Source organism: Erysipelotrichaceae bacterium 66202529 (assembly GCA_017161075.1).
Classification (GTDB): domain Bacteria; phylum Bacillota_I; class Bacilli_A; order Erysipelotrichales; family Erysipelotrichaceae; genus Clostridium_AQ.
This window is the reverse complement of sequence record CP046174.1, coordinates 408,792-421,525: the sequence shown is the minus strand read 5'-3', so window position 1 is coordinate 421,525 and position 12,734 is coordinate 408,792. Positions and strand designations below refer to the sequence as shown.

10 protein-coding genes are annotated in these 12,734 nt (G+C 36.8%); 1 reads left to right on the top strand and 9 read right to left on the bottom strand.

Annotated features, from left to right (window positions below):
* Positions 1-2 precede the first annotated feature (2 nt).
* The 6 genes from GKZ87_01920 to GKZ87_01895 all read right to left on the bottom strand — a co-directional run bounded on the left by GKZ87_01920 (position 3) and on the right by GKZ87_01895 (position 10,368).
* Positions 3-2,741 carry a hypothetical protein gene (locus tag GKZ87_01920; protein QSI24346.1) on the bottom strand — a complete coding sequence of 913 codons (2,739 nt, stop codon included), beginning with the start codon at positions 2,739-2,741 and terminating at the stop codon, positions 3-5.
* Between the two features lie 414 nt (positions 2,742-3,155).
* Entirely contained in the window at positions 3,156-4,181 is a 1,026-nt protein-coding gene (locus tag GKZ87_01915) for a hypothetical protein (GenBank protein ID QSI24345.1), read from the bottom strand.
* A 182-nt stretch (positions 4,182-4,363) separates the two neighbouring features.
* Entirely contained in the window at positions 4,364-4,912 is a 549-nt protein-coding gene (locus GKZ87_01910) for a peptidoglycan DD-metalloendopeptidase family protein (GenBank protein QSI27851.1), read from the bottom strand.
* A gap of 427 nt (positions 4,913-5,339) precedes the next feature.
* Entirely contained in the window at positions 5,340-5,888 is a 549-nt protein-coding gene (locus GKZ87_01905; GenBank protein ID QSI24344.1) for a peptidoglycan DD-metalloendopeptidase family protein, read from the bottom strand.
* A gap of 188 nt (positions 5,889-6,076) precedes the next feature.
* A complete protein-coding gene (locus tag GKZ87_01900) occupies positions 6,077-7,579 on the bottom strand; it encodes a hypothetical protein (protein ID QSI24343.1) in 1,503 nt (500 codons plus the stop codon).
* A gap of 725 nt (positions 7,580-8,304) precedes the next feature.
* The gene (locus GKZ87_01895; protein ID QSI24342.1) at positions 8,305-10,368 is read right to left on the bottom strand and encodes a hypothetical protein; all 2,064 of its coding nucleotides are present in this window, start codon (positions 10,366-10,368) and stop codon (positions 8,305-8,307) included.
* A gap of 371 nt (positions 10,369-10,739) precedes the next feature.
* Between GKZ87_01895 and GKZ87_01890 the strand changes: the two genes are divergently transcribed.
* Positions 10,740-11,222, top strand: a complete 483-nt coding sequence (locus GKZ87_01890; protein QSI24341.1) for a hypothetical protein — start codon at positions 10,740-10,742, stop codon at positions 11,220-11,222.
* Here the strand turns inward: GKZ87_01890 and GKZ87_01885 are convergent.
* The 3 genes from GKZ87_01885 to GKZ87_01875 are packed head-to-tail and all read right to left on the bottom strand — an operon-like array spanning position 11,219 to position 12,406.
* Complete coding sequence (locus GKZ87_01885) at positions 11,219-11,467, bottom strand: IS3 family transposase (GenBank protein QSI24340.1); 249 nt, start codon at positions 11,465-11,467, stop codon at positions 11,219-11,221. The two genes, GKZ87_01890 and GKZ87_01885, sit on opposite strands and share 4 nt — an antisense overlap.
* A gap of 19 nt (positions 11,468-11,486) precedes the next feature.
* Complete coding sequence (locus GKZ87_01880; protein ID QSI24339.1) at positions 11,487-12,167, bottom strand: IS3 family transposase; 681 nt, start codon at positions 12,165-12,167, stop codon at positions 11,487-11,489.
* Positions 12,119-12,406, bottom strand: a complete 288-nt coding sequence (locus tag GKZ87_01875; protein QSI24338.1) for a hypothetical protein — start codon at positions 12,404-12,406, stop codon at positions 12,119-12,121. Before GKZ87_01875 ends, GKZ87_01880 begins: the two co-directional genes overlap by 49 nt.
* Between the last annotated feature and the right edge of the window lie 328 nt (positions 12,407-12,734).

The window sequence follows — 12,734 nt, the reverse complement described above, 5'->3', positions numbered from 1 at the left end:
TCCTAAATAATTTCTTTATCAGCACCGATACGATAGATCACCAAAGGACACAGCATAAGCTTTTGTAAATTGTCCGCAAAATTATCTATATCGATTTCACGTTCGCAACGAACATGATATGATGTCAGCTGTGACAGCCACTGCTCCCTGCGTATTGATTTCTTTAAGGTTTTTATAATTTCATTTACCGGCATGTTTTTATCTGTTTTCTCCGGTTCAACGATAACGTTCCATCGAGCATGAAGAGGGTTCAGATATTCTTCATTTTTTTGCAGCTGCATTAAAGAATACCAGCTGTCATTTCCCGGTAACACGCTCCCCTGATGAATGGTTGAATACAAGGTGATTCCCATATGTGCATCCTTGATCATTTCATCTCCCATTGCAGGCTGATATGTACGCCATAATGCTCCAGGGATATGCTGTGTGAATAATTCCTGCTTTAAATTTACAGGGCAAGTTTGCAAACTGTTATGAACACTATTTACACGAACGACTTTAACTGCAAGTACTGTTTGAAGATTCTTTACTCCCATTGGCAGAATACCGTATGTGTTCTTATCCTGATAACATAATGTATCTTTCAGAAAGATTTTTGCACAGGGCAAAGCAGATTCTACAGTTAGTTGAAAATCTGTAGCATTCAAATCATAGACCGGTACCTGTTGATGTTTCCCTGGGAAGAAGATTTTTCGTTCATTCATCTTTCCCCGTATTATTAAGAATCTGGTAAGGATTTCATGATGCATGGAAGAACCAGTTATACCCCCACTGTAATCAGGTAGAAATCCCTGTGCAAATTCTGTCCAGCTGAGACGATTTGGTAATTTTGTAGAGCTGTTGCCAAAATGGATTGAAAAAGATATAATATACCATTTTATTTTGACAAGACCTGCAAACTCAGGACCCCATAAGTGCAGATGAGCCCCTAGCTCCACTTTAAATGTTTTATGGATAAAGCAAAAATCGATACGGTAAGATGCGCCGACTGATACCCCGATTTCAATATCATAATGGAACGGTTTCCATTCAATCAGGAAATCCGCAACAGCATGACACCATGCTTTCAGTTTACCGTTCACATAATCTAAATCTAATTTTCCACCCGCCATGATGCAATTGGGTGTCAATGCGCAATATGCTTCTCCTTTCAGCGTCAGTCCTTTTGCGATATCCCAACTGATATTGATTCTCTCTACTGCAGGATAATGCGCAGGGCGATGATAGTTATGGTGATAACCTCCAATACTGATAACAAAATCACCGCTATGTTCTCCCTTGAACCAGGAGTAAAAAGCGAAACCACCCCGCAGATGGCAGTCTTTCGTAAACAGATACGCATCGTTCGTTAATGCACCCTCAATCTGCAAAATCCCGTCGTCCGGTGCAAACACTGCACGCAAAGCCAGGCATCCATAGACAATCGGATCTCTCGCCTTTGGTGGTAAGGTCAGTTCAGATAATCCCAATAGGGATATTTCTGTTCGTGCTCCAAATTCAACGCTTGCGACCAGTATGCTCTCCACCATACCAAATGACGTAAACTTTATTCCGGCAGTAATAAAGTCAACTCCATCCTGTGGTTCCACATAATCGCTCAGTTCAGAAAGCACAGCGGCAGGGTCGCTCTTGGGCTTCAGTGTTTTACTTTTTCCCATAGCTGCTGCTACAAACGGGAATTCCTCTACATGCTTTAGTGTTGGTAGATTCAGCTTTCTGTTCAGACCAAAGCCGGCAACCAGCCCGGTTATATAAAAACATGGCGGACCCCCAAAGGCATAATCCAGCATGAGATAGATGAATACAGAGGTTTTCTTATCTTCAGTAATACCATAAGATCCCAACGCCAGGAATGAGAACTTCTCATAACGTACTTCAACTTCTCCATTATATAATCTTCCAGGTTCTGCGATATAAAGTCCCCCAGAGATATACAGAGGCGGCTTTTGTACTGTAATGAGTAATCCTTTTAGTCCATATGTAAAGGAAAATCCTTTTGCAATATCAACTGCTATGTATAATTCAATAAAACTGAGTGTTATAATTGAAATGGTAAAGCTCGCATCAAGCAGAATCATAATTTGTGATTCTTTAAACTGTGCTGCAATTCTACTGAGATACACCGGACCGATTCTTTTTTTCAACTCCATCCATTTAATCGTGGATACCCCAGCGTCTTTTACAGGAGTGTTCTCAGTCTCATATACTGCCAATGCTTCCGAGGGCTCTGCCTGACTCAATTCACCAAATGTCTTGATAAAACCAAGCAGATTTACTGCCAGTTCATAGGCAAACTCTATTCCGTCTTTTTTTCCGTACGTTGCCTGAACATAAGATAATGTAAAACCTTCTGATGCTTGAAAATAATTTCCTACGAACGGCAATTCCATAAAATGAAACGTATACGTTGTGTTCATCCTGCAGCTATACATCTGTCTTGATAAATTGGCAGCTAATTGCAATCCTCTTCCATTTTTCATCATCATATTTAAGTATAAAATACGACCATCTGCCTGATAGATAATTTTTATGCTTTGTAAACGAATCTGCAAATCCAGAAATGCAGGAAGTGTTATAGAAAGGCCGGATATTAAGTCACTTAGACAAAGCGTATGTTGAAGTTCATTGTTCCATTCGGCTCCCATGCACATACCTTTTTCAGAGATACCAATGCTTGCTGTGAATGGTTCATGCATAATATGAAATTGTGTCTGAAATGCTATATTCGTTTTTTCTGCCATATTCTTTACCTTCTACTGTGGAGCATATTCTCGTTTCTTCATATTTCATATATAATTTTCTTATCGAGGTAATTATAAATGTAGTTTTAAAATTTTATATAAAACAATGTTCGTTATTACAATTCGACACCCTAACATTACAAATTTTAGATTTTCTGCATCTGCTATATTATATTTTTGGGAGCTAATACAAAAAGAGATAAGCCTTGTTTCAAACAGTGCTTTTAAATATATAAAATGAATTGTTCGATAAGCATAGTGCTTTCACTAGATTTATATACTTTCTCAGTCTTCTCCTACATGAAAGGTAGAGAAATTAGTAGCTGAAGCGGAAAAGGAATTGATAAAAAGCATGCAATTCGTTCAATATTGATTTGCACGCTTCTTGTTACATAATATATACGTAAAAAGCTTTTATTTTGTTGGATCCCAGGCGATATGCAAAGCTGCTGCAATTTCCTCATAACGACAACTGCCAGCCTGATGAATTCCCGGCACCGCATTTCCACATCTGTGAAGAGAAATCAGTTTTCCATCACATAATACAGGCGAGCCGCTATCTCCAGGGTTTGAAATATAATCACACATGTATTGATTATGGATGGTAGTCCCTTGCCAAACAGAGGAGAAATGGAAGGATACAATTCTGCCGCTGGTATTACCGGTAATTCCTCCGTATCGGGTAACAGCTGCGTGAATAAACCGAAATCTGTCTACACCGGTAATATGTGTTCCCAGAGTGGTATAATTACTACTCGAGAATGTATTATTTTCCAGGACAAAGCCTGCATCAACATTTCCTCCATGAAGAGAACTTATGATAGAACCACATACTTGACCAGCATTATTACCAAATAAGACATTTTGATTTGCTGCAAATGCCGGGAGTGCATTATGAAAGACACTAATGAAGCCAGCATTCCCTGTAGCTAAATCCGTTGCCGGAACTCCACAGGATCCACTTGCTCCATTTACAGCAGTTGTAATTTGACATCCTGCAGCAACTGTAAATTCTTCTTGTATCCTTCCCTCTATAAACTTTACAAAAGGAGGAAGTGTCACAAGTTCTTTAATGGATTGCTTTGATAATTCTAGATTGCCGTCATAAGAAATCATAACAGCATTTTCTTTTTCACTTATCCAAAATCCATTAATTGATGTATGACTATCAATTTTTTCACACAACATTTCATAGAAAACATGTAATTCATTTAAAGAATATGGTACTTCAATAAAGGATGCTTTTCCAAATAAGCATGATAAAGCTTTTTTATCTGCATCCAGCAACATCTCATTCTTTTTAACATAGATTTCAAAGCTTCCATTTTCCTTTTCCAAATTTCCTGCATAAAAAGACGGATAGGATAAAGGCCCTCGGTGTTCTTCCATCCATTTAGCAACCTTATGTTCTAAGTCTATATAATCTCTTTGTTCTAACATATCATTTTCACCTTTCTTTATAAATTTATGTTTCTCTTTTTAAACACAGTTATTTCAGACAAGGTGTAGATCATTGGAAAAATCCAGTAATCGCTATCTTCAATAATCTGCAAGACGCTCAGTATTTTTATGAAAACTACACATCCTTTTTATCACACGTGTATCCATGTGCTTATTAAATCTTAGCTAACACGCTTCCATTTCATACCATTTCCGTCTAAAATATCCGTTCCGTCTATAAAGCAGCATTTATCAGCGCTGATTGAGTTCGGCAAATGATACACACCGGTACTGTTATTTTGATCATATTTATGTGAGAATTTACCCTTTGCAATCTCAAAATGTGTGTGGTTCCCTGTTGCCTGTCCTGCCGTTCCTGCATTGCCGATTTGTGTTCCCTGCGAATACTTTGCGCCGATAAAAATACCGCTCAAATCATTATCATGAATAATCATGATCGTAGCATAGTCTAATGTTCCATCCGCAAAACGAACCTTTTTTTGTGATTGCCAGAAGACTGCATTTCCTAGAGCCGGTCCATCAACGCCTACACAAATTACATCAAATGGAGCATACACCGGACTGCAGCCGCCTTGATAACCTGCCAAATCCAACGCATTAACCCCTTGATGGGAATAGCTTCCGTTATTCCCTTGGGAGATGTTCAAGTGCTCAACAGGGAGTAAAACATTCTGTATACCCTCCTTCACACTTTTCTGTCCTTTTTTCATATTCATTATTACCTCCTTGTTTATATGAAATATCCTAACATATAGTTATGGAAATATTATCTTCACCAGCTTTATCTGCGAATCGGACACCATGTAATACAACACCTGTAATATATGTTAATTATTTTCTGCTTTTTATACATTTCACGCCCTTATGATTCTGCCGCTAAAATTAAAAGACCCTACATTCTGAATCTATCATGCCTAGTCAATCATGCAGTGATTTCAAATAATGCAGAATGTATTCTATTAAATGATATTGCTCGTACGGTATACTGCACTGATTTACTTAAAAACGAGTGAAAAACAAATGATAAAAAGAGTAACTTGCTCATTTTGAACTGAGTTACTCTTTTTTATCCTGATATATTAAGGTGTAAAGTGTTACTACATATGCTAATGCTCTGTATTTGTTTTGATTTTCATCTTAATCACAACGTTTCCATTTCATTCCCTTTCCATCTATAACATCCGTCCCATCTATAAAACAGCATTTGTCAGCACTGATTGAGTTCGGTAAATGATACACACCGGTACTGCCATTTTGATCATATTTATGTGTAAATTTACCTTTTGCAATCTCAAAATGTGTGTGGTTCCCTGTTGCTCTTCCTGCTGTTCCGGCATTACCAATTTGTGTTCCCTGCGAAAATTTTGCACCGATATAAATACCAGTTAAATCATTGTCATGCATAAGCATAATCGTTGCATAGTCTAATGTTCCATCCGCAAAACGTACCTTTTTTTGTGATTGCCAGAAGACTGCATTTCCTAAATTCGGTTCATCAATACCTATACAGACAGCATCAAACGGTGCATACACCGGACTGCAGCCGCCTTGATAACCTGCCAAATCCAACGCATTGATACCTTGGTGTGAATAGCTTCCGTTGTTCCCTTGTGAGATATTCAAGTGCTCAACAGGGAATAAAATGTTCTGTATACCGTTCTTTACGCTTGTTTGTTCTTTTTTCATGTTCTTATCCTTTCTAGATGAAACCATCCTTGCTTCTATTAATATCATAACATATAATTCTCTCAATCCATTACATAATAAAAATTGTGTAGAAAATCCTGTTTCTTATAAAAATAAGGTTGTTGCATGCTTTGCTGTATTCCTGATAGTTTAAGCTCTTTAAACGCTCTATCTATTTCCTGAAAAACTTACTGGAATTTCTTTTTTAATTCAATCAGTTCCTCACGCAGTTCTTTACTCAAAGGGAGTGCCTGTAATGTTGATTTTGACGCAACCACCAGATTGTGATCACCAACGTAGAAGCCGTTCGCATAATAAGCGTGCTCATCCTTTATCACAAGGGAATTTAAAGATATTTCTTTCTTACCACACTGAAGCCTCTCAATTTTATAGTAATTCTGATCCTCCATGAAAATCATGTCCTGTTCAACAAGTTCATTTGCATGAGTCCAACCTTGCTTTGTATATACAGAATGATTTCCTGTTAATGAAAGAGTCTTTCCGTTTACTTGAAGTTCTACATAAGAATCTGTGCTTCCGATCAGATTATACAGTACTTCCCGCATCTGATTCTTTGTCTGTACATAATCTCCAGGTAATACTTCCGATATATTCACCTTCTTCATTTTCCCATTTCTTTTTATCGCCACAATTGTATCACTTTTTACACAATCATTCATAAGATATAAATATGGTATTTCATATTCATCACCACCTGTATAAGGTTTTGGAACTCTTACACTACGAAGCATAAGCTGTGATTTTAAAGTAGAAGTTTTATTTTTGTTAGCTAATATAAATTCAAAATCTGCATTTATCAAAAACTCTGATTTATTTATAGCGAATTCCGCAATTGTATACCCCCAGTCCAAAGCAATCAATAGCACAAATTCATTGTCTTTTACTTCACCATAAACAGGATACTTTTCTTTTTCTTTATTGCTCATCGTATTCCAGGTAGCTCCTGTTACAAGACGTATCTGATCTCCGTTATATTTTATAGCACCCTGTGACCGGTTTGTAGCTTCCACTCTTTTGAGTGTAAAAGAATCAACTGTACTCCAGTCTGATTTGAGTTTTAAAACCATGGCAATTGGAATCATCAGTCTTCCATTCCTAAAATTATAATCATATTGATTTCCCCCCGGAGCGCCATAAACAATAACGATTTCATCTCCATAGGACAGACTTTTACAAGGATGGAAGAGCCTTATATCAAAACCACATATAGAATTAGTCAATTGATAAGAAGACGATTTTACTGACATCATCGTTTTTGTAGCCCCTAAATTATGCTGCTGTATTTCTTTTGATGTATTATGTATCTGCAGATATGTAAGTTTTCCTGTAAGTCTACATGCATCCTGGCTGGAGATTTTAAATGTTTCCTTAATTTGCATAGATATTTCCCCAATTGGGGCATATTTCTTTGTCCATTGCTTCCCTGCTTCATTTTCGATTAATACGTTAACCGCCAATAATCTATTATTTTCTATAACATTCAAAATCCCGGTGACAGTAAGACATTCTTCATCTTCATTATACACCAGATGCAAGGATTCTTCATTAGACCAAACAGAATCATCCTCTGGTTTTTCTTTTATACAGGATGCAATAACAGGAAATTCCTCATTAAATAAATCAACATTTCCGAATAGATTCACTAGATTTTCTTTTGTTTCTAATTTCATGTTTTTTACCTTTCCTTTTCTGTTTAACACAGTAAAACTCGGGATCTTATATATTCTGTAGAAGTATGTAACCATACAAGACTGTATTCCAACTTACATAGTCAATCAACGTTTGCCTGTCTTATATAATATATCCTTATGTTTGTCTCAATATCTCCTTTCTCTAACATGGTTTTCACCTGTTGTAACTGTGTATACAACTTTCACTCAAATCTCTTTTTACAAACAAGGCATACGTTTGCTGGTATCAAACTACTACATTCAAATAAGAGAACCTTTATATGAATCATATCATGAAAAGTATTTTTATTAAGATATTTGGGACAAACGGTATGAATTTGGGATATTCTGTATTATGCATGCTGTCATAACCATCGATTAATGATTTGCGTCGAAATAGAAAAACACTAGTATTGACCGCCTTTTCTGATTATTTACATATTAAATTCTCACCACATCGTTATACCGCCTCTCGTATGTATCTTTTCATTTGTTACTCTTTTTTTTAGCTGATTAACCTTATTTTATAGCTTATCCATTCAACTCACAAATGAAAACAAGTCTCAAAAAGTACTTATTTCGTTTTTCGGTATTTCTACCAAAAACAGATGATTCTACTTGCTGTATTCTTGTTTTATATCTTTTTTTATTTTTACTATCAGAAATACGCACATAAAAGCCTGCATCTATGTACAGCAACATACAGATACAGGCTTTATAAATCACTATCGAACAACAACTGCTTTTTTCATAGAATTATAGACATTTTCAAACTGTCCCTTGCTAATCCATAAAACACCAAAGTATGGATCATTGATCTTATATTTTCCTGTTCTGCCGTTATAGCCTACCAGGGTTACTACATGTAAATTTTTTGGAATTGAACCATAGGAATACTTTTTCCATTGTGGTGTATTAAACATTGCCGTCACATATACGACGACCGGTCTGTTGCGGTTGATTTCATATTTCAATTTGCTGATTGAAGCACCACTGATATCCTCAACCTTACCAAATTTTTTCCCATATGCTGCCAGCGCAGGGGTGTCAATCCAATGTACCTGATTCGTAGGATTATTGGAGAACATGGAATAAATAAATCCTTCTCTTGGGTTATTTTTTGAGGTTGGCATCCCATTTAGGAAATCTCTGTAACCCATATTCGTATAGCCTTTTGCTTTCAGTGCCATAAGCAGGGATGCTCCCTCACAGCCCTGAACAGCGCCTCCCTGCACCTGATTGATGTATGGAGTTGATACGGTCATCGTATCTGCTGATTTTCCATATTTGGCTGCGGAATAGCCGCTGGTTTTATATTTGTATTTGTTTGTGCTCGCTGCCTTGACATGGTAGTAATACCGTCTGCCTGCTATATATTTATGCGTGTAGGTTGTTCCCTTTACAGTAGCAACCTTAGTCTTTTTTCCTTTTTTTGTAGTACTGCGGTACAAATAATATTTATTTGCGCCGGACACCTTTTTCCATGATATCTTTAGGCTTGCTCTGGAAGCCTTTTTCACTGAAGTTATTTGAGGCTTTTTCAACGTGATTGCATTCTTTACTGTTATCTTCTGTTTTGCTGACTTACCATTGATTTTTACAGTGATGTAAGCAGTACCTTTTTTTACTGCAGTAATCTGTCCCTTGCTATTTACCTTTGCCACTGATTTTTTACTGCTTGACCATTTTGCTGTCCCCTGATTTGGGCCATAGGTGATGGCAGGCTTATAGGTTTCTCCTTTATACAATGTTTTTGTTTTGGAAGGAAATTTCACAAATGGCTGTTTTACGACGACTTTTGCTTCTGCAGTTTTTCCGTTTACCTTTACACGAGCTATTGTCTGTCCAACAGATACCGGTGTAAGAGTACCGTTCTGATCGACGCTTACAATCTTGGAATCCTCACTTGACCATGATGGTGTTCCCGAAGGTTCGTAGCTTACATTTAATTTATCCTTATATCCTAAGTATAGCGTTATGGATGTCTTATCCAGAGATACTTGAATAGCCTTCACCGTTATATGAACGACTGCTGTTTTTCCATTTAATTTAGCACGGATGCAGGCAGTCCCAGGGGCTTTTGCCACGACAAGACCGGATGCATCAACACTGGCAATTGCAGGCTTATCACTCTTCCATGTTATTGTACCAGCAGGTTCTCCAGATGCATGTAATCGAAGCCTATTCTCTTCATATAGCGTTGCTTTTTTTCTATCTACAGATATCGTTTTATCCTTGACTGTAATGGAACACTTTACCGTTTTCCCGTTTGCAGACGCATAAATGATTGCGGTTCCGGCTGCACGGGCTGTCACTATACCTTTATTTACTGTAGCTACTGCAGGATTGTTTGACGACCATTTTACAGCTGCCTCAGGTTTCAGGCTTGCTTGCAGAGTTCTGGTCTCTCCTGTATATATACTGCCTATATTCGTTGTATTTAACGTTAGGATTACATCTTGAATATTCACATGACAGGTTAAAGCTTGTCCGCTGTCAAGAACAGCTTTGATATCTGTTGTGCCACTCTTTAGAGGATGGACCGTACCATCTGCATCAACCATGGCGATATCTGTATTTTCAGATATCCATTGCAGTGATCCCGTAAAACCCTTAACCTGTAGCTTCTGCGGTATCCCTATGTACATCTGTGCATTCGGCATCAGTGAAGGCTGCTCTGTTTGTTCGTTTTCATTACCAGCTCCTGCTTCCGCATAAGCAGGAACTATGCTCATAATTGAAATACTTAATGTTAGTATAGCTATGAACAAAATTTTCATGTTTCTCATACATTTTCTCCCATCCAACTATGTTTACATTATCATTATATACCTAAGCAAAGGAAAAACAAGCTTATCTATAGCATTCCATCACGTTTATATTACACAAAATTCATAAAGGAATATATATATGGAAAATGCGGAGTTCTTTCTTAGTTAGTCTGCAATTTTTATGAAAAAGAGTATTCAAAACTATTATATTCATTAATAGAAATTGAATCCTCTTTTTCTGGTTATACCTATAAGCGAGTAAAAACAAAAAAAGACAGTGTATGTTCAATTTCTAACTAAAGTGTACCCTCTGTCAAGGACAAAGATAAAAAAACCAGTGTAAAATAAAAAAGGGATATATTATCTTTGAATCATGGAGGTGCATGTATATGAACATGAACAGTTATGAATTAAAGTCTATAGGCAATGTAGAAGTAAAAGAGTTTATGCTATCAAGTAATGGATATAATCTTATTGGATTTCTTGGTAAAGGTACTCATTATAATTGGCTATCATTACCACAATTAGGTATCAGTTTGGAGCTTTCGGATTTCAGCGATGATTTTTGGAATACTGAGCAATTAGCTCAATCCATCGATGATCCTGTTTTGATTGATCTACTTAGTTGTGTACTTCATGATCTTGAACACTTGTTTGGTAAATCTAAGCAGGACTGCTTTGATGGAAAGAACTTCATCACCGCAAGAGAATATACTTTCTGGCTTGAATGCGAATGTGAAAGTCGTTCAAGGCAGTTGCTTCAATTTGAAAATGACCTATTCTCTTCAAAAATGTCACAAAAAGATCTTGATGAGGATCGTTTAAATTATTATGTTTATTCAAGAGAACAATATGGCACAGATGCTTTTTAGTCTTCTGTGCCTTTTCTGTCCAACGGATAATTTCCTGTAATACTATACTGATAATACTCGTCTGGGGATAGCTTCGCAAGATCCCACTGATATCGTTCCGTATTGTAATAATCCATATAATCGTCTATGCCTGCTTTAACCTCACTGATAGAATTACAGTCCTTGATGTTTATTTCGTCTTTCATATGTCCAAAGAAGCTTTCTTGCGGAGCATTATCCCAGCAGTTTCCCTTTCTTACATGGATTGCCTTAGACTTTTATCTTTTAATAATTGCCGATAAGGTATACTTGTATAATGACATCCCTGATCGCTGTGAATATAAACCTCCGTCTCAATCCTGCTGATTTCTTCCCCATGTCTCTCAGCTGATTCACAGTTTCAAGCACGAAATCCACTTCTAGAGATTCACTTACCGCATAGGATAATATTTGTTTCGTATATGCGTCTTTCATCGCTGAAAGATACGCTTTTAGACCTTTTCCATAAAATAAATATGTGATGTCGGTAAGAATCACTTTTCTCGGTTCCTGACGAAAATCACGATCCACCATATTTTTCGCAATACTGTCTGTTTTGATTGCCTTTGCCATCCTCCTGTATGGATTTGCCTTACGGATCGGACACTTGAGATTGTATTTTTTCATCAATCTACGTATCTTCTTTTTGTTTATAACGATTCCTTCGTGAAATAAACGCATATAAATAGACCTTGCACCCTTGTCATATCCCCTATGTTTATAAGCATTCAGAATTAGATCAAAGTCTGCTTGATCCCGTTTATCACGTTCATCAATTTTTGAATTGTCTTTTTTCATCCAGTTATAATATCCTGACCTCGATACACCAGATATTTCACACAGCCAGCTGATATTCAGTAGATTGTTATCTCGTTCTGTCATTTCTTGGATGATTTTGTATTTTTCTCTTGCTGTATTTGTTTCCATGCCGCCGTCTTGTCGATGAAATTGATTTTTTTTAATGCTTCTATCTGTTGCCGTTGATATTCAACCTGATGCTTCAAATAAGCTATCTCTTCATCGTTTGTCCTTTCCTTACGACGGGGTCTCCCTGACATTTCTTCGCGTGTATCCTTAAATCCTTTTGATCTGGATGCCTGCGCTTTTACTCGCTTTGATATATTATAAATCCTTGATTCTCCTAAAACATAGGGATCAAATCCCATTTCCAATAAAATTTTTGATGGAAATGGATTTTCTTGATGCGTATGTAAAAATCTTCACGAAACGCTTCTGTATATGTTATTGCTTTTTCACTGACATGTTTTACATACGGATTTTTTTTAATCGTTCAATTTGTTCTTTTGTAAAATGATTCTTTCCCATCATCTCAACTCCTTTCATTTAGTATATCAAAAAAGACCCCGTAAAACGAGATACCAGATTGACCTTTGTTAGTCTTTTTCTGGTGTCCGTTTTACAGGGTACATTTTAAACATTTTCACAGTCTTTTTGCAAACCTTATAATTTAGATTCTTTTTCATCTTAGCTTAG

Excerpts from the sequence above, each read along its gene's own strand:
- GKZ87_01920 (QSI24346.1), bottom strand. The coding sequence starts at position 2,741 with ATGGCAGAAAAAACGAATATAGCATTTCAGACACAATTTCATATTATG.
- GKZ87_01915 (QSI24345.1), bottom strand. The coding sequence starts at position 4,181 with ATGTTAGAACAAAGAGATTATATAGACTTAGAACATAAGGTTGCTAAA.
- GKZ87_01910 (QSI27851.1), bottom strand. The coding sequence starts at position 4,912 with ATGAAAAAAGGACAGAAAAGTGTGAAGGAGGGTATACAGAATGTTTTA.
- GKZ87_01905 (QSI24344.1), bottom strand. The coding sequence starts at position 5,888 with ATGAAAAAAGAACAAACAAGCGTAAAGAACGGTATACAGAACATTTTA.
- GKZ87_01900 (QSI24343.1), bottom strand. The coding sequence starts at position 7,579 with ATGAAATTAGAAACAAAAGAAAATCTAGTGAATCTATTCGGAAATGTT.
- GKZ87_01895 (QSI24342.1), bottom strand. The coding sequence starts at position 10,368 with ATGAGAAACATGAAAATTTTGTTCATAGCTATACTAACATTAAGTATT.
- GKZ87_01890 (QSI24341.1), top strand. The coding sequence starts at position 10,740 with ATGAACATGAACAGTTATGAATTAAAGTCTATAGGCAATGTAGAAGTA.
- GKZ87_01880 (QSI24339.1), bottom strand. The coding sequence starts at position 12,167 with ATGGAAACAAATACAGCAAGAGAAAAATACAAAATCATCCAAGAAATG.
- GKZ87_01875 (QSI24338.1), bottom strand. The coding sequence starts at position 12,406 with ATGGGATTTGATCCCTATGTTTTAGGAGAATCAAGGATTTATAATATA.